The organism is Nostoc paludosum FACHB-159, from assembly GCF_014698835.1.
Lineage (GTDB): Bacteria > Cyanobacteriota > Cyanobacteriia > Cyanobacteriales > Nostocaceae > Nostoc > Nostoc paludosum.
In genome coordinates this window covers 17,769-35,460 of the sequence record NZ_JACJTU010000031.1, presented here as the reverse complement: position 1 = coordinate 35,460, position 17,692 = coordinate 17,769, and the positions used below count along the sequence as shown (strand labels likewise).

17 protein-coding genes are annotated in these 17,692 nt (G+C 40.5%); 8 read left to right on the top strand and 9 right to left on the bottom strand.

Features of this window, described 5'->3' with window-relative positions; all coding sequences use genetic code 11:
• Window positions 1-225: 225 nt before the first annotated feature.
• The 9 genes from H6H03_RS26180 to H6H03_RS26145 all read right to left on the bottom strand — a co-directional run bounded on the left by H6H03_RS26180 (window position 226) and on the right by H6H03_RS26145 (window position 5,952).
• A complete protein-coding gene (locus tag H6H03_RS26180) occupies window positions 226-2,127 on the bottom strand; it encodes an ATP-binding protein (RefSeq protein WP_242057994.1) in 1,902 nt (633 codons plus the stop codon).
• Window positions 2,127-2,693 (bottom strand): hypothetical protein, encoded by a 567-nt coding sequence (locus H6H03_RS26175; RefSeq protein WP_190957982.1) that lies wholly within the window; start codon window positions 2,691-2,693, stop codon window positions 2,127-2,129. The genes H6H03_RS26180 and H6H03_RS26175 overlap by 1 nt, the downstream gene beginning before the upstream one ends.
• Window positions 2,694-2,747: 54 nt before the next feature.
• Window positions 2,748-3,353 carry a hypothetical protein gene (locus H6H03_RS26170; RefSeq protein ID WP_190957981.1) on the bottom strand — a complete coding sequence of 202 codons (606 nt, stop codon included), beginning with the start codon at window positions 3,351-3,353 and terminating at the stop codon, window positions 2,748-2,750.
• Window positions 3,350-3,475 (bottom strand): hypothetical protein, encoded by a 126-nt coding sequence (locus H6H03_RS41465; protein ID WP_262984711.1) that lies wholly within the window; start codon window positions 3,473-3,475, stop codon window positions 3,350-3,352. The genes H6H03_RS26170 and H6H03_RS41465 overlap by 4 nt, the downstream gene beginning before the upstream one ends.
• On the bottom strand, window positions 3,472-3,903 hold the full coding sequence (locus tag H6H03_RS26165) for a hypothetical protein (protein WP_190957980.1): 432 nt from the start codon (window positions 3,901-3,903) through the stop codon (window positions 3,472-3,474). Before H6H03_RS26165 ends, H6H03_RS41465 begins: the two co-directional genes overlap by 4 nt.
• A 280-nt stretch (window positions 3,904-4,183) precedes the next feature.
• Window positions 4,184-4,450, bottom strand: coding sequence for a hypothetical protein (locus H6H03_RS26160; protein ID WP_190957979.1), 267 nt, complete (start codon window positions 4,448-4,450; stop codon window positions 4,184-4,186).
• Complete coding sequence (locus tag H6H03_RS26155) at window positions 4,450-4,611, bottom strand: hypothetical protein (RefSeq protein ID WP_190957978.1); 162 nt, start codon at window positions 4,609-4,611, stop codon at window positions 4,450-4,452. The genes H6H03_RS26160 and H6H03_RS26155 overlap by 1 nt, the downstream gene beginning before the upstream one ends.
• Window positions 4,608-5,018, bottom strand: coding sequence for a hypothetical protein (locus H6H03_RS26150; RefSeq protein ID WP_190957977.1), 411 nt, complete (start codon window positions 5,016-5,018; stop codon window positions 4,608-4,610). The genes H6H03_RS26155 and H6H03_RS26150 overlap by 4 nt, the downstream gene beginning before the upstream one ends.
• 1 nt (window position 5,019) lies before the next feature.
• A complete protein-coding gene (locus H6H03_RS26145; RefSeq protein WP_190957976.1) occupies window positions 5,020-5,952 on the bottom strand; it encodes a ParM/StbA family protein in 933 nt (310 codons plus the stop codon).
• A 366-nt stretch (window positions 5,953-6,318) separates the two neighbouring features.
• Between H6H03_RS26145 and H6H03_RS26140 the strand changes: the two genes are divergently transcribed.
• The 8 genes from H6H03_RS26140 (at window position 6,319) to H6H03_RS26105 (ending at window position 17,690) form a co-directional block, all read left to right on the top strand.
• Window positions 6,319-6,648, top strand: a complete 330-nt coding sequence (locus tag H6H03_RS26140) for a helix-turn-helix domain-containing protein (protein ID WP_190957975.1) — start codon at window positions 6,319-6,321, stop codon at window positions 6,646-6,648.
• 1,158 nt (window positions 6,649-7,806) lie between these two features.
• Window positions 7,807-10,011 (top strand): hypothetical protein, encoded by a 2,205-nt coding sequence (locus tag H6H03_RS26135; RefSeq protein WP_190957974.1) that lies wholly within the window; start codon window positions 7,807-7,809, stop codon window positions 10,009-10,011.
• 662 nt (window positions 10,012-10,673) lie between these two features.
• Window positions 10,674-11,162, top strand: a complete 489-nt coding sequence (locus H6H03_RS26130) for a hypothetical protein (RefSeq protein WP_190957973.1) — start codon at window positions 10,674-10,676, stop codon at window positions 11,160-11,162.
• Window positions 11,163-11,600: 438 nt separating this feature from the next.
• Complete coding sequence (locus H6H03_RS26125; RefSeq protein ID WP_190957972.1) at window positions 11,601-14,657, top strand: helicase HerA domain-containing protein; 3,057 nt, start codon at window positions 11,601-11,603, stop codon at window positions 14,655-14,657.
• Entirely contained in the window at window positions 14,654-15,211 is a 558-nt protein-coding gene (locus tag H6H03_RS26120; RefSeq protein ID WP_190957971.1) for a hypothetical protein, read from the top strand. The genes H6H03_RS26125 and H6H03_RS26120 overlap by 4 nt, the downstream gene beginning before the upstream one ends.
• Entirely contained in the window at window positions 15,153-15,935 is a 783-nt protein-coding gene (locus tag H6H03_RS40565) for a hypothetical protein (RefSeq protein ID WP_242057993.1), read from the top strand. The genes H6H03_RS26120 and H6H03_RS40565 overlap by 59 nt, the downstream gene beginning before the upstream one ends.
• Window positions 15,925-16,977 (top strand): type IV secretion system protein, encoded by a 1,053-nt coding sequence (locus tag H6H03_RS26110; RefSeq protein WP_190957970.1) that lies wholly within the window; start codon window positions 15,925-15,927, stop codon window positions 16,975-16,977. The genes H6H03_RS40565 and H6H03_RS26110 overlap by 11 nt, the downstream gene beginning before the upstream one ends.
• On the top strand, window positions 16,974-17,690 hold the full coding sequence (locus H6H03_RS26105) for a hypothetical protein (protein ID WP_190957969.1): 717 nt from the start codon (window positions 16,974-16,976) through the stop codon (window positions 17,688-17,690). The genes H6H03_RS26110 and H6H03_RS26105 overlap by 4 nt, the downstream gene beginning before the upstream one ends.
• The last annotated feature ends 2 nt before the right edge of the window (window positions 17,691-17,692 follow it).

The following is a 17,692-nucleotide window of genomic DNA, read 5'->3' as shown; positions in this document are numbered from 1 at the left end:
CGATAAATATAGCAATAGCCACAGAGGTTAAGGTCTAGGAATATAAATTTTTATCTAAAACTAATTAATGCTGGGTATCTGCCGTAAGTGTCCAATGTGCCGTAACGGGAGCCGTAGGCTAAGATGCTTTCCATATCAGGCTTGCCGTGATTTTAACGTGTGCCGTACAGAGCAATAAACCACTTGAGTGCAGCCTCCAAAATTTACGGCACTACGGCAGATACTTTACCAATCAGGTAAGAAATAAGTATTGTTTTCACCAGTGTTGAGCTTCTCAAATTGAATTAATTCTTTTAAACCAGCAATTAATTCTTGTTCTGAGTAGCTGGTGAGTCTGTCAGCTTTCTTTAAATCACGTAATGTCTTGGGAACTTTATTTTTAACATTTTGGAAGTATTCTAAAACTTTGTTGGCTACTTCACTTAATTGCTGTTGAGATTTTGATTCTCGATCGCTATCGCTCAATTTAAATTCTAAGTCGAAAACTCTATCCAAATAAGTCTTTTCATCAGCAATAGAATTAGACTGTTTTGCTAATTTAGGCATCAGTGCCACAACAAAACCACCCACAGAAGCAATCAAGATGGGACGTAAATTTTTATAAGATATGGGTTTTATTTGAAGGTATCTAGATTTAATATCTTCCCTTTCTTGCTTACCAGGGATAATGTCACCCCTATTTAAAATCAACTCCAGCACCCCATAAGATTCTTGTTCTCTATTATTTTTGATGTACCTGTTACCTAACAACAGTAAATTGAGGCACAGGCGAGTTTGAGAATCCATTTTTTCAATACCCAATGCAGCCAAATTAAAAGACTGGAGGGAGGCAAAAAATTTGGTGTTAAACTCTCTGCCAATCAGTAAAACATCAAGTAATTTACCTCCATAATTCCAATCTGAGTAAGTTTTACTGAGTTGGTCAGCGATAACTAACCAATCGTCCAAAATTAGTATTAGCGGCGGTAATGATTCCCGCTTATGTTCAGGTAACTGCTTACGTTGTTTATACGAGTCGTAAAAGCGATCGATTGTGCGTTTGGCTGATTCTGGTTGTTCCTGATCGAAGACAATTACTCGACCTTTGTCCCGTAAACCGCAAAAGCTATCATTTTTCGCACTGATTACCCAAATATCAGCACTGTTGTTATCATCCAGAATCCTTTGAATCAGGTAATCAAGAGTAACGGATTTTCCTGAGCCTGGGGCAGCAACTAAGGCAGTAGAACCATCAGAACGGGCTATGATTTGCAATGTTGTTAGTGCTTCAGTCTCTGATGGGTGAAGATAATCGCCTGTTGGCACCTCAAGAGGTGCAAATGTTGACTGTTGTACTTGTTCTTGGACAGTTCCGGGTGTGCTGTATGGTAATTGTGCGGCTGGCTGTTGCTGTGGCTCAAATTTCTCAAAGCTCTGCCCCCCATCTAACAAGTGACCAAACTCGTAATAATCATCAGCTGACATTGCCATGAGTAGGGCTGTCTGCTGTTGTGGGGTAATGCTGGCTATAAACTGCTGTCTGGCTTCTGCAATTTTGATGCCACGCAAATATTTAAGCAGTTCGTTACCAGAGAGGTTTAAAAGTTGCTCACCAAGTTTTAGACTATAAGACGCTCTAATACCTTCAAACTGTTTGGTCGCTCGGTAATGAGGTCTGATATCTGCTAAATAATTCTGTGCCTTACTGGTTGCCCACAAGCCTATCCCACCAAACGCGATCGCTGCAATACCCAAATGAATCTTAAACGGGTTATCGGCTGGCAGTGAGCGGAACACATACAAGCCTTCATGCTGGAGGAATGCCCAAGGGTTATAGTTTGGGTTGCTGGTGCGGTACTGGTTAGCCTTCAAATATGGTTCTGGGATTTGCGATCGCTGTTCGTACCTACAATACTTTTTACCCAGCAATAGTTCTTCTGGGTTGCCCTCACCAGCTTGAATGGGCGCATCGTGGATTCTGGCTGACTTTGGGTAGAAACAGATGTCTTTCTTGGCTATGCCATCGCCGATATGGGCAGCTATGCCACAAACTACAGCACCCGCCACAGACAGTTTGACAGCCAAACCTAGACGCGGTGGCAGGCTGTAGGAGTGCTGATTAAGTTCTGCTGGTTTAACATCTTTCATTATCTCTTTTTCCGTAAAAATAAAAACAGTGCCAGGGCTGCACATACGGAAAAGCCCAACAAGAAGCCAAAATGATTTTGACTGGGTTGCTGAATACCTTCAAACTCTCTCACCTGCTGAGTAAATACTTGGAAACTGCCACGGGCTACAAAGTCCATCTGTTGGGCATCCCCGGTTAGCTTACTCGAACTAGCAGCCAGCATCGCGGTGCGAGTCACACCAATAGCCAACTTTTGACGATTGGTAATTTTGGGAATCAAACCATTTTCAAAGCGCAAGTAGCAGAGGGTGGCAGCGAAAGAAGCACCCACTGGTAAGCCAGCAATAACGGCAGGGAACAGCCCCACACTGCCAGCCATATACAGAGATTGCGTTGACGTGAGTTGAAAACCTGCTAAAACTGCACCTTGGGCAATACCACGAAATATAGTGATAGAACTGTCAGTAGAGGCGATCGCCTGTTGTACCTGTTCGCTATCGTATTCATCCCCAGTTACGGAGGTAGGCGAATCGTCAACAATCTCGGCATCAAAATAAATTGGAGTTTTTTGATTTTTGGTTAGCATTGGCCAAACCTTGTAAAGAGTTATCCCCAGGGGCGAACCCTGGGAATTTACTTGTTAGTCAATCAACCGTCTGAAGAAACCTTTCACCCCTCGTATGGCGTTAGAACCGTGTCTGTGGATGTCTTTGAGAGTTTCTTGAGCTTTGTCTGCGGGTGAAAGTCCCTGCTGTTTGTCCTTTACCTGCTGCCAAACCTGAGATTGTGCCTTGGTAGCGTCAATCTCAATGACTCTGAGGGTGGCGCGGTGCGATTCACCAAGCAGATTGAGTGTCCGTCCATGCCGAAACTGTTCTTGGGCTAGCTGGTTGTCAGATGCAATAACTTTTTCCTGTAGGCCATAGCCCAAACGCGCATCGCTGACTCTGACCTTTGACCAACCATCAGCCATTTTGTTAATGCTTGCACCTGCGGCAGTGAGAAACTGGGTTTCTTCTGCCATGACTGTCTCAGTTGCTTGCAACCCTTGGTTTAAGTTACCGAATACCGCCTTGGCATTTTGGGCGCGTTGAGTTTGTTTGATTCGGAAATCTGCCACCTCTGCGGCGGCGGTCTGGTTGCCGTCGAGTGCTTGGAATATAGTTTCTTGGCTGATGTTGGTTAGGGACTGTAAAGCAGCGTATGTGACGGGTGCATCCAGCTTGAGTTTTACTGTTTTGCTCATGTTTGCTCCTCTGCCCAAATAATTAAACCTCGTTTATCCAACTCATCCAGGCTGACAGCATTGATTTCTTCTACCAACTCATCTGGTAAGATTCGCATCAGCAATGTAATCAAAGCTTTCATGCCTCTTCACCCCAATAATTCATCTCACCCAGTCTGGATTGGATGGATTCAGCACGTTCAATCACATCCTCGCTAATCCCCAATTCCTGCATTACCTGAAACGGGTAATCCTCACCTTCTGCCAGTGCAAAAATCAGATTGTCAGGAACTAACCCACCTAAATTAGCTAAAAACTGCCCGTGAGCCAGGGGATGTGGTGTATCATCAATGGTCTGATAGCTGTCATAAGCTCCTGTTGAGTCCCAAGTCTCATTCTGCAAATATGGCAGCGTCTCTTGAATAATTTGCTGATCTTCAGGGGATCTGCCTAAATTTGGTTTTAAGGGATCGTCATTAGCCACAATGGAAGCAGCTGACTGTGCCAGTTCCAGGGGGCATCCATTGTTAGTTAGCGCGTTCAGGGCTGCAAAAAAGATGTTGTGGCTCATCTTGTAAGATCCTTTATATACATGTTGCCTGATGCTATAGAAAAGCGATTCGCATTACTGATTGGCTGTCTTTGGGTGCGATGGGCTACGCCCCGTCGGAGACGATCGCCTTTAATTTGACATTTCGATTGCAAAGTATTGAAAAACTGATTTACATCACCCAAAGTGACATCAGAATCAAATTGCTCCCGCTTTGTATTGTGGATGTTGATGAATTTGTGTGAGCAATTGTTGGGCTTGTACAATTAATTGAGGTAATGATTGCCGACTCATATTTACCTCAAAATAATGACAATTGCTGTGATTGTTGGTTGACTACAGAATTGTTTGTAGATAAGCCTTCTACGACATAACAACGAGTAGTTAAAGCTTTGTGATTCAGCTTGATATCTCCCTTCTTCTTCTCTCCTGAAAGAGGACGGAAGATATACTGTGGTGCTTTGACTGTGCCTGTTTTTTCTAGATATCGGTACAAAGTTCTATCTATTTGATAAACGCCCGATTGAGTCAGTAATGTTGAATCATGGATGCGAGTGAGATTTTGCATTAGCTTTCACTCCCACCTTTTAAAGAACGAACAAGAGTATTTCCGTAGTTAACTAACAGGATGGTAAATAGTTGTGAATATGTATTGATTCCTGTTTGCTCAATGATTTCCTTGGCTAATGGTATGTGCTTTTCGTCTAAGACTACACGGGTCTGATTCATAACTTAAGACTCCTAACTAATAGCTGACCTTTCAGTTTTTCGGTCGTTTGTTCTTGTGGAGATATTTGTGGAGTTAATGCAAGATTTTCTGTCTCAATTTTTTGAGGCTGAGGCAAAACATTCATCGTATTGCCTGCTAGATATTCACTAATCAAGAGATTTGTGGCAGACGTGACGCTAATTCCTCTCTCGATTGCATATTGAGACACCCAGGCTTGATGACGTTCATCTAGTCTGACTTTGGGGTTAATTGTCCCGGTTTGGGGCAAACATGATAGTTTGAGATGCCATTGATGTTTGATTGCATCCAATAGCAGATTTACAGTGTCAGTCAGTTTGGAATAGTTGAGTGAAAGACGGACTCCCTCAACTTTACTGGCGACTTGAGCCGCTAAACGTACTTGCATTTCACATAGCCAACAATGCTTGAATGTTTGACAGTTGTGGATTGACAGGAATGTAAAAGCCTTGCTTAGAACTCAGCTTTTGACGGACTAAATTTGCACATCCACCAATCAACATTACGTTGGTGACATCTGCAAGGTAATCATTAGCAGCTGTAGAGATGCTGTCCATCAGATTGTTAAACCAGTTTTCTAGCAATCCTGGAAAGACGGAGCTAAAGTCATATTTGCGTCCGTAGGTGAGAGAGCCATCAGCAACAGCGTCCATCATCTTCGCCACTTTAAAAGCAACGTTATCGCGCTTGGCGTAACTCTGCATCAAATCACTATTGATGATGTCGTTAGCCAGGGAAACACCACCTACTTTGGGAATTGAACGACGAGTCAGAACTTCCAAGGATGGGGTGATGACGACATAATTTGTTGTGCTACCACCGATATCAATAGCAAGTGTGTCGCCATCCATATCCAGCTTGCCGTTTCTGTAAGCATTAACTACAGCCACATCTGTCTCAAGAAAGAATTCAACGTTTTTGATTCGGTGTCTGTAGTTGGTGCCATTGACGGTAATTTGATGCTCTGCAACTAAAGTTCGTCTGATTGTGTCTTCGTGCCATTGAGAATGTTCTGGGACGAGAAAGCGGACAACACCATCAAAATCCTGCCGCAATCCCGCCAAAGTGAACGGTTTAAAGAATTCTGGCAGGTCTTTACCCCTTTCTGCTGCGGTTTGTGAATTTTTCTGCTTGGTAGCACGGTCTCCGAGGACTAAAACCTTATCATCTAATTTGACAGAGGGTGAATTATCAGTGTCCAAATCTCTGGCACTGGTGTAAGTCACGTCTTGAAAGACTGAGCGCATCACGCGAGGTTTTTCACCTTTTAAGGCAGTGATGCTGCTGTAGTTACCGATATCTGCACAGTAAATATTGATCACTTGCAATCTCCTAATAAAGCTAGTAGCAGCCTTTTTTGGCTGTTGCTAACCTTGGACGGTAGCTATGTCGGTTATACTGTTCTCTTATTAGTAGCCAGCAGTAATAAATACTTTCACTCGCTCCCCAAGCTCACTTCTAGATCGGCAACATCTAGATTTAGTTGATAGCCATGAGTCAAAAGGTAATCGCTAGGGAAAGCAAAATTGGGGTGGTCGTCTTTTGTTATTCTTATTTTTACCTACTGTTGGTTAGTATAGCAATGGTTGTCTATATGATAGTTAGTTATCTATTGAGCTGCTTACAATAAATACTATTAATAGATAGACTACTGAAAGTAGGTTAATGTATCTATATGAATTCAAATTATGGCTGTGGAAATAAAGCTTAAGGAAATTAGAAGTGCAAGAGGGATTTCGCAGAATGAACTAGCAAGGCGACTAGAAATGTCGTTGGCAAATGTTCAAAAAATTGAGTATGGGAAAGCCAAGTCAATACCTTTGGATACGCTAGACAAGCTATGTGGCATTCTGGAATGTGAAGTTGGTGAGCTACTGGTTCGCGTACCCGACAGCGAAGAAGGAAGTTCTGAAAAAGAACAAAGAGGATTTCAAGTAGTTGAACAGGTCAACAAAAACAAAATTAACTCAATGCCTTCAAAAGACGTAGATACAAGAAATGGGTTGATTGCAGCATGAGTAAGACACCCTCAAAATTACTTAACATTTCAGGAGGGCTATTTAAAAAAGCGATCGCCCCAACCAAGGAGCGATCGCCGTTTGTATGTAATTGTTTAAATGTTCGCTTTATGCTTTGTAAGCCTACAAGCCCAGACAGACAAATCTGTTTTTATACGGTCGAGCCGCTTTTCATGCTACTCTAGCGAGAGTAAGTCTGCACGTAAAACTACAGTTAGTCTTTACAAGGGAGGTAGTAACGACCAAAACAGAATATTCAAATAATCAAAATAGATGTGAGTCGTTGTAGAACATTTTTGGCCCTAATAAGACTTGCCGGTCAATTAACCAAATTGTTCCAGACTAACGAGGACTCACCACTCGTAACCTACCTGTTGCCAATATTAGCACACAGGGCGGGACACTTTATGCTTTTTTTTGGACAAATAGTAAAAAAAGCATCTACCGCTACAATTTATCCCCACTCTGAATTAAAGCGGAGTATTGGCAAAAGCTATCGAGCCAAAAATAATTGAGGGATGATTTGACGGCTAGATGCCTCGCAGAAGAGGATAACGTCGTGAATAATGGATTTTTTCAATCAAAAACTATAATTTTCACCCTTAAAAAAATACAAAGGGCTGATTTCTGCTTTGTTTACTATCCACAAGTTAGCGCCAAGGCTTAGACCAGTCGCTAGTCAAGTTGTATCAAGTAGGTAAAAAAAAGAAATCGGCTAGCTGCCCACACGCCAGACATGCGTCTAGCGGTAACAACTAACCGCCAATTAATATTTTTAAAGCAATTTCAATGTAGCAATGTCTGGGTCATAAAGGCAAAATTAGTGCAACTTAAATCAGGTGACATCAACCCTCTAAAACTGACCATGAGAGTATCAGACTAAGAATTTGAGCCTTTTTAACAAAAAATTAATTTTTGAACGATGGGAAATTTCTTGTTTGTAACCGTTGGTGACATTTGAATAAAGCACCGCTAATGAATGCCCCAAATGAGGGGGTAGGGTGTAAGAAGCAAAAAGGACTTAGGGTATTAAGTGTTTAGCGTAGGGAAAGATTCTCCACTACACCCCACACCCAAAACCCAGACCAAGAAAGACACACCCCAAACCCAAAAAGTGTGGGTAGCTCCGATGAACCAATCATCATCGGAGAGAGAAAAATGGCAAAAGCCAAAGTAAACAAAGCATTACAACCTACCCTAGAGCCATTAGACCCGCTAGGACAAAGGTTTTTAGAATACTTCCATCACGGCTGGGGCTTCATCTACGCCCCCACCCCAAAAAGTGGTGAACGCCCACAATGGCAAACAGAAACCCGCTACCCCTTACAGCCGCGTAACCTGTGGCAACAATACTTAAACCCCGGTGTCTTACTAGGGCTGCGGTTTACCAAAGAAACCAACTACCTACTAATAGATTTAGACAGAAAAAGCCCGTTACACCCATCAAACAGCCGACTAAAATACCAGCAACTGCTAGCCAGTCTTGAAGAAATCGGCTTATGCCGACCAATACCCATACAGTCAAGCGATAGTGGCGGGCTGCATATATATTATTTCCTAGAAGAAAAACAACATTCGTACACCCTAGCCTGCGCCATCCAGCAAGCCCTAGAAGCAGCAGGCTTCAAAATCAAAGGAGGAGAACTAGAAATCTTCCCCAACTGCAAAGTCTACAGCAAAGGCAGCCCCAGTAACTTCAACGCCCATCGCTTACCTTTACAGACAGGCTCCTATGTACTCGACGATTGCCTAGAGCCGTGGTCAGACGACATCGAAGACTTTCTCAACGCCGCCGACTGGTCAGCAAAAGGGCAAGACTACGAAGCATTAGCCCAAGCACTAGTCCGAGCCAACAGCAAAAAAATTATAAAATTTCCCTACCGTCAGCGCAATGCAGCCGAGCAATGGCGGCATGACCTAGAAGAACGTATAAGTGAAGGGTGGACTGGGCCAGGGCAGACAAACGAACTGCTCAAAGACATAGCACGTTACGGCCTAGTCTTTCGTCAATTAAGCGGACAGACACTAGTAGATTATATGGTGATTACAGCCTGCCAATCTCCTGGGTACGTCAACTGGTGTCGCCACCAACACGAAATCGAACAACGAGCCAAAGAATGGGCAAAGTGCTGTGAAGGATTTTACACCCCCTACCCAGGCATACCACAAAGGGTAAACAGCTACAAAGAACAATTTGGCAGAGTAGATGAGAACAAAATCATCAACCTGCACCCTAACGAACAACGTCAACAAGAAACAATAGAGCGCATACGCTCGATTGTCGCACAATTACAACAAACTGGGACATTTCCGCTAAAGACAAGCGATCGGGCGCAAGCAATAATAGCCGCATCCAAAGCCCAGTATGGCAAAGGAGTAAGTCAGACAACCCTGCACAAACCAATATACCTACCCCTATGGCATCCCGAACACCAAGAAAATCCCGCATCAAAACAGCCTGTAAATGACCTTCTAGAAAGCAACACAGCGATTTTAGCGCCTGAAAAATACCCCCAAATCCCAGACCCGTGGTTAGAAGAGTTGCACTTTGAAACCCAGACAGAACAAGCAATACAGTCACAAACCCCTAAAATTTACACACCCCCCTCATATATGAAGGTTTTGTACTTAGATTCAGCTAAAGCGTTGCCATCGGCAACGCAAGAAGCTGAATCTAATCAAATTCCTGAATCTTCTCTCAGCTCTAATTTTTTAGAACCCAGCTCTAGTTCTTTAAATTCCAGTTCTAATTCTTTAAATTCCAGCTCTAGTTCTTTAGAAATTTCAAATTTTACCAATCATAAGCAAAACCAATACCAACCTTCCCCAAATGAATTCTTTGATGACAATAAGCAAAATTTATTAAATGAGGAAATAATTCCTGGCTTAAGTATTTCAGATGTAGTGACTACTACTTTTAGTGATGTTGATAGCATCTCTAAGAACACTTTACAGGGTGAATATACCTCAGAAACCGAACCCTCTGTGCCAGTTTCTATACCAACTACTACACACCCGTATGTAGGATGTGTAGATTCACTACCCGTTCCTGTAGAAGCGGACGATCCACCATTACAGCAAACCTTTAGCCCAGATGATTACCGTCAAGCAATCAGACTGAAACTTCAGGCAACGCAAAAAGCACGTCATTGGGTGAAATTATACTGCACTATAGAAAACTTATCCTTCTTGCCCCAGGAACGAATCAAACTAGAACAGCTGGCCATACGCCTGTTAATGCTAGAATCGCCGTCGCTGATTTTACAACAGGAAGCGCAGGAATGGTTGGCAAATAACCCCTCTGTCTGTGCCCTAGAGATGGCAGAGCGTTTTAAACAAAGCAGACATGACTACAAGCTATAGAGCGATCGCAGTCCTGCGTTCTGCTCCCCTTTCGTATCAAGTATGTAGCCTAAAATCCCACATCTTCACATTTTTGAGTCCGTGAATCAAAACTTTAGTAAAAATTAATAAAAGATATTAGCCATTTTTTGAAGAAGCGAGTCTATAAAGTTTTATGGACAGTCACAATAGCTTAAACATTGGTGCGTGATTGTGACTAATTCACACTTTTATCGAATTTTTATCCAAAAAAATATAAATATGCCCCAAAAATGGACATTTTGACATCAAAACCAGTTTTTTGATGCCAATATCAGGTATCAAACGCAAAAAAAAATAATATTTTTCCTCATTTAAGGAGATGTATAAAAGTAGATAAATAAGGTTGTAGTAATATTTATTTATGTACGAATAAAAATAAAATAGCATTTAAAACATAATCATTTTATTTTGTCAACTATTTATAGTAATGAAATCTTTGCTTCAATCGGTTTTAGTAGTAAATAAATATATAGAAAATTAAATTAATTTTGCTAAGTTTCCTAAAATCAAGCTACTTACACTAAAGTTTTTTTTATTGTTCCTTTGCAAAATAATTGAGCTTGTTGGTAAAGAAGCTATATTCCTAGTAATTGAAGTTTTGTGAAGCAAAGGACAATTAAGCAACTTTACTAGTCTTTCGTATGGAAAGAAAAACGTTTCCTTTGACTTTGAATTTGCTCAAAGCATCTACATCAGCGGCGAATCGAGCAGATAGTAGAGTAAGAAAAAATCAAGCTACAAAAAGCTTATTTCAAAGATTTTTTCAGGTTCGTTGGCAGCTTGTTTCAGTCGCAACTACACTTTTAATAGCACTGCAATCCAGAGCGGCTAGGGCAGATTCAATATTTAGTAACGCTCAAAAAGCGATGGATTGTATTATTACTAGTGCCTCGGCTGGTAGCACTATTAATAATGCAGTCCTTACCAATTTACCAATGATTTTGTTTACTGCTCTGACTATCATTCTGTTTGGATATTTCTGCTTCTCCATTTATCAGGGAGTTGCAGCATACGGGCGTGGAGAAGAAGTAAGTAACGTCATTCAACAACCTATCTTCACCTTCATATCAGTGATATTAATTGTGGTATTTCAGTCATTGTTATTTGGTAACAACGGAGCTTGTACTTAATTGTTGAAGGCAGAAAGTAGAAGATAATTACTTCGTAATCATTCAGTACTCAGGAATCAGAATCCAGAATTTCAAAGCAATCTAGAATAATCGATCCTTTGATTTATCAATATTTTCTGATTTTTACAACATTCTGACTGCTGAATTCTGGCTCCTGAATTCTTACATTACTTCTATTCTCTGCTTTACCCAAAGGGTTAATAACTAAGCTATTACGCTTTGAAATTGCACAGTTACTCATGCTTTTGACTGCTGATGGTTAGCTGTCAACAGCCAAGACAAAAAGATGTGCTGTTCAAGAGACGACAGCTTATCTAACATCACTTCTGAAGAAAATTGCACTTAACATAACTCCTCTATATCCTCACTCATGAAGGATAGAGATATTTATGTGCGGTCAAAGTATAGTGCATCTTGCAAAAAACTGCTGAAAGCTCTATGAAAGAAGAGATCAGAAAAGTCAATCAGAGCTTAGGGGAAAGTCCAAAATTTGGGCCATTTACTGGCAGGCAGTTCGTTATTTTCGCTGGGGTATTTTGTGTAGTTTTTGGACTTTTCAGCTTACTTTTGGGGTTGGATATTTTTTGGGGCTTAGGCTTTGCATTTTGGGCTAGTCTATCAATAGCATTATTATCAGGTGATAAGCCTTATCTTTACTGGTCAAAAATTTATCCCATTACCCCACGATGGACACGAGGATATGCTACTTATTCTTCTGCACAACATAAGAAAAAAGTCGGAACAAAACGAGTCAAGTTGACTCGTTCATCTAAACCCAAAACTCTCAATCCCTTTGAAGATTGGTTAGACCTGACTACTATAGTGAGGTTAAAAAAAGATTCTTATCTTATAGGAGCTTATCTACTTAGTAAAAAGCACTTGACTGAAAGTAGTAATACCCTACAGCTAATTTTCGGTTATTCTTGCACTGGCATTCATCCTTTATTCAACTCCGAACTGGAAATAGAAGCTGTTGCTCAAGCCTTTGAAAATAGCTGTAAAGAAATCCCATCAGGCGAAAAAATCACTTTTAGATGGAGTTATTTCTGTGATGATAGCGATAGCGAAGAATATTTAATGCAACGTCTCAACAATCCAGCTTCTCTGGAATGTGAGTTCTTAGATTGGGGAAGACTTGCTCGTACTCAAAAACTAACAAAGGAGAAGGCACGTAAGAATATCAAGCTAAATATCTTTTGGTCATTTACTGTCACTTCAGAAGCTTTAGAAACTGATGACCCAGTAGATAAGCTTTTGCTTAAGCTCACCAACTTCTTACAAAGAAGATTTACAGATTCAGGAGCCAACCAAATTACCAAAAAGCGATTTACCCAAATTTTAACCAAGGGGATTGAAGCCTCGTTAAGATACCAGCAGATTCTATCAGAGATGGGGTTAAATCCTCAGCCCAAAAGTGATAAGGATTTATGGAAAGAGCTTTGTAAAAATATTGGGGCTAAAGAGGTAATTGTTCCTCATACTTTGGTATTTGATGACCAAGGCTTGAGAGAAGAAATTGATGAAAAAGCTTTGTTGGATAAGCCAATCGAGATTATCAATCAGCCTCACCTAAGTTCAATCATCCTCAACAATGGTGTGCCCTTCGCAGATAAGCGATGGATTTGCTTACCAAATGGGGAGAAAAAGAAGTATGTCGGAGTAATGGTACTAACCCGCAAACCGGAAATTTTCGCCTCTACTAGACATCAAATTCGTTTCCTGTGGGATTTATTTTCCCGTAACAATATTTTTGATGTTGAGATCCTCACTGAATTTTCTCCAGCTGACCGAGGAATTACCCGTGCTGCACAACAGATGATTACCAAACGCTCAAGGGCATTGGATTTGAATGTGCAGCAGAAAAAATCAATTGATGTTAGCGCTCAAATCAATGTTGAACGGTCAGTAGAGGCACAAAGGCAACTATATACAGGAGATGCACCGTTAAATTTGAGCTTGGTAGTGTTGGTTTATCGAGATACACCAGAGGAAATTGATGATGCCTGTCGATTAATTTCTGGCTATATTTCACAACCTACAGAGCTGACCCGTGAATATGAATATGCTTGGCTAATTTGGCTGCAAACTTTGTTAATCAGGCTTGAACCTATTTTGATGCGCCCGTACAATCGGCGGCAAACTTTCTTTGCCAGTGAAATTCTGGGACTGACTAACATAGTGCAGAATAGCCCCGCCGATAATCAAGGGTTTGAGTTAATTGCAGATGAAGGAGATTCACCAGTAAAAATTGACTTATCAAAAACCAAAAATATCTTGATTTTAGGTACAACAGGTTCAGGTAAATCAGTCTTAGTTGCTTCTATCATTGCCGAGTGCCAAGCTCAGGATATGAGCGTTTTGATGATTGACCTGCCCAACGATGATGGAACGGGTACATTCGGAGACTATACGCCCTATCACAATGGCTTTTACTTTGATATTTCCAAAGAATCCAATAATTTGGTACAGCTGTTGGACTTATCAAAAATTCCTCAAGAGCAACGCTCAGAACGAGCTAAAGCCCACAGAAATGATGTGAACTTAATTGTTCTTCAGTTAGTTTTGGGGTCGCAGTCTTTTGATGGCTTTCTGTCCCAAACAATCGAGTCTTTAATCCCACTAGGGACAAAAGCTTTTTACGATGACCCTGATATCCAACGGCGCTTTGCTGAAGCTAAGAAAGCGGGGTTGGGTTCTACTGCTTGGGACAATACCCCAACCTTGGCAGATATGGAGTATTTCTTCTCCAAAGAGCATATTAACTTGGGGTATGAAGATGAAAATGTTGACCGAGCGCTGAACTACATCCGCTTACGCTTGCAATATTGGAAAAATAGCAGCATCGGGAATGCAATCTGCCGTCCTTCCACTTTTGATACTGATGCCAAGCTGATTACCTTTGCCCTAACAAACTTGCAATCAAGTAAAGATGCTGAGGTTTTCGGAATGTCTGCGTACATTGCAGCTTCTAGGCAATCGCTATCAGCACCTAATAGCGTTTTCTTCATGGATGAAGCCAGCGTGTTGTTAAGATTTTCTGCTTTATCCCGTTTGGTAGGACGTAAATGTGCGACTGCTCGTAAAGGGGGCTGTCGGGTGATGCTGGCAGGTCAAGACATTCTTTCGATCGCTAACTCAGAAGCCGGCGAACAAATTTTACAGAATATGCCCTGCCGTTTGATTGGACGGATAGTGCCTGGGGCTGCGAAAAGTTTTTCAGAACATTTAGGAATACCCAAGCAAATTATTGATAGAAATGAAAACTTTCGCCCCAATATCAAACAGCTATATACGCTCTGGCTGCTTGACTACAACAACAAATACATTCGCTGCCGTTACTATCCTTCTTACCCAATATTGGCGTTAGTTGCCAATAGTCGAGAGGAGCAAGCAGCCCGCGATCGATTTAAAGCAATGTACCCAGATAAGTTCAAATGGATTTCGGAATTTTCTAAATATTATGTGGATTGCATTAAGCAAGGTAAGCCATTATGAAAAAGCTAGAAATTGCTACTGGATTTGCACAATATAAAGTCTTGTTAGCTATTTTAGGAGTTTTAACTTCATTAGCATCATTTGAAGTTTTTAAATTGAATCAAAAGCAGCATGAAAAATATGTCGCCGAAAAACAAAAGGCTTGTCAACAAGCTTTAGATATCGCTAATCAATATGTAGAAGGTGACCGAACATTAAGAGGAGTTCGTTACGCAGCTATAGCGCAAGAGCAATTTAATAAGAAAATAAATCACCCTGGAATTAGTACAGATTTTCAATCGGGTAAAAATTATATTTTGATGTATTCTCAACCAACATCTTTAATACCAGATAATCCCCGTCATGAAGGAAAGTTATTTGAAAGATTATCTCAGAAAACTGATAAATATCTCCCAGAGCCATTAATGGTAACTGGTCAAAAAATATCAGGCAATAAAGCTCAGGTAACATCTGCTTGCTCTCCTAATCCCTTTACAGTAGCCTTGGACAATTTATATGAAATCGCTCAACCAATTGATATCAACCCCTATCTGCCGCCGTTTAGCAGTTTTTAGCAGTTTAATTATTATCTTCATTTTGTCTTCAGCTTTACCAGCCAAAGCCAAATCATCTTTTCTAGAACAATTTCAGCAAGTTATTACTAGCTTGCAGGGATATATCAAGCTGTACAGCAAAGAGTTTGGCAATAAATCAAAAGACTCGGACAAGGATACAAATGAAAATGAAGGCATAGATATAGAGACAGTTATCGAATCTACAAATGGAGATTTAGGTATACCTGACCCATTACAAGCAGGTAAAAAAATTAAGGATATTATTCAAAAACAAGACACTGATTTAGTCGATACTGATTCTCAGACTCAAGGCGATAATGCTCAGAAGCGATGGCATAGAGCTTACACCTACGGACTTTCAGAATCTGTTTTGGGTAAAGAAGGGCAAAAAACTCAGTTTCAAGAAGGTGAAATGAGCAATGAAGCTCTAGAAAATTCATCGAATAATGCAGATAAAGTACAAACTGATGTCATCACTCAGGACATTTTAAAAAAGATGGCAGTCCAAAATCTGCAAACAACAATTATTACTAAATCAATTCATGGTGAGGCACAAAAACAAACTAGAGCTTTATCAGCTGCGAATATGAATTTGAGTGATATTTCAAATAGTTTGGATGAAGAAGCAAGAAAAGAGCAGGCAAACAATAATTCTAGTGCTAAACAAATTCTAGGTGCAGCTGCATTTGCTGATAGTTTTTGGGAAAAACCAAATGGTAATTAATGCAACTAGTTTTTTATATTTCCTAGCCGCCACTGGAGATACAAATGCTGAGGATATAGTTGAGGGCGCTATTAATGGCTCTCGTATGGTTGTATCTTCATTTAGTCAAGACTGGCAGGATTTAGTTAATGGTCAGAGTGAAATTTATAAAGCAGTAGTAGCCGTTTCTGCTTTATGTGGTGTTCTTTTTGTGTCCTTTTGGTCGATAAGTTGGTATTCGAGACTAACTCAGGAAGGATTTAGTAATGAAGTTTTGAATGAGATGGTATATCCATTATTAGTCTGTCTGATGTTGACAGTAAATAATGGACAATTATTAGCTGTTACTTCTTTAATGTTCCGTAATACAGCAATTAATTTAAACGATAAAGTCTTAAGTATTACGCGAGACGGGATTACTTTGAGAGATGCTATCCGTACCACAAATATGGATCAGGCTTTTGCTCTTTCAGTTCAAGCACAAATGCAAGAATGTCTAAAAAAACCAACATCAGGTCAGGATGAACAGGGGAATTCAATAAATCCACAAGAAATCTGTAAGCAAGAGAAAATCAAACAGGTTAAAGAACAAGCTCAAGAATACAAAGAGAAATACGGTTTATCTTCCTATTCAAATAGCTGGAATCCATTCGATTTAGCTGGTCAGACTATTAACTCAATGGTGCAAGCCCTGTCATGGATTATCTTCAGTGGTTTACAGGCAGCATTTCAATATGTCGTACAAGTTTCATTTTTACTAAATGCCTACGTTGCCCCTATTTTTTTAGTACTTTCACTTTTCCCTTTTGGAGGCAAACCCATCTATGCCTGGGTATCAGGATGGCTGGCGTTAACTTTAGTACTGATGTCACACTCAATCGTTTGTGGGATTGCAGCTAGTTCTATTGTCAATGCAGATAGTAATAATCCCTTGTTTTTACAGCTAGTGGAAGCGATTTTATCTCCGATTTTGGCATTAGCAATGGGTGCTGGCGGTGGGATGGCGGCTTTCTCATGTTTTTCTAGTAGCGCTAGGTTAATCTCTGGGAGGGTATTCAGATGAGATTACTAGATAAGAAAGAGATAAATTTCACGCCTTTAGTATCAATAGGGCAATTTGTAATTTTAATATTTTTATTTTTCATAACTTTAGCTAATTCCAGTAAATTGAGTCAAATTTCTAGCAGCAGACCGACTTTAGTTGAGCTGCAAGATGGTACTTCCATTAGAGCAGTAGCGGTGGGAGAAAAAGGCCGAACTGACCAAGCTATTATGGATTTTGCTGGACGTACAATGATGAATCTAATGAGTTGGAATGCCATTCCTAAATCATCAGATGAAAGTTTAAATCCTAGAGAGCTAAAACTAGATCCAGGAGTACAGATAGCAGACAAAAAGTTAACAACGAATACTTGGACTTCTGGATTTGCATTATCAGAGGATTTTAGAGCATCCTTTTTACGAGAAATAGCAGGATTAACACCATCTGATGTGTTTAGTGGTGATACTCAGTCAGCTTTATTAGTACGCTATCTTTCCAATCCTCAAAAGATAGAATCAGGTAAATGGCAGTTAGATATGGTTGCTAATTTGGTGGTTTTCAAAGGTAAAGACCAATTAGGCAATGCCATTTCTTTTAATAAAACTATCTTTATAAGAGCAATAAATACTCCACCTTTACCTAATAATCCCTCCGTTCAGCAGGTAGCAGCTTACAACGCTCGAAAAGCAGGAATGGAAATTTATCGAATTCAAGATTTAGATTTGGGAAGGTAGTC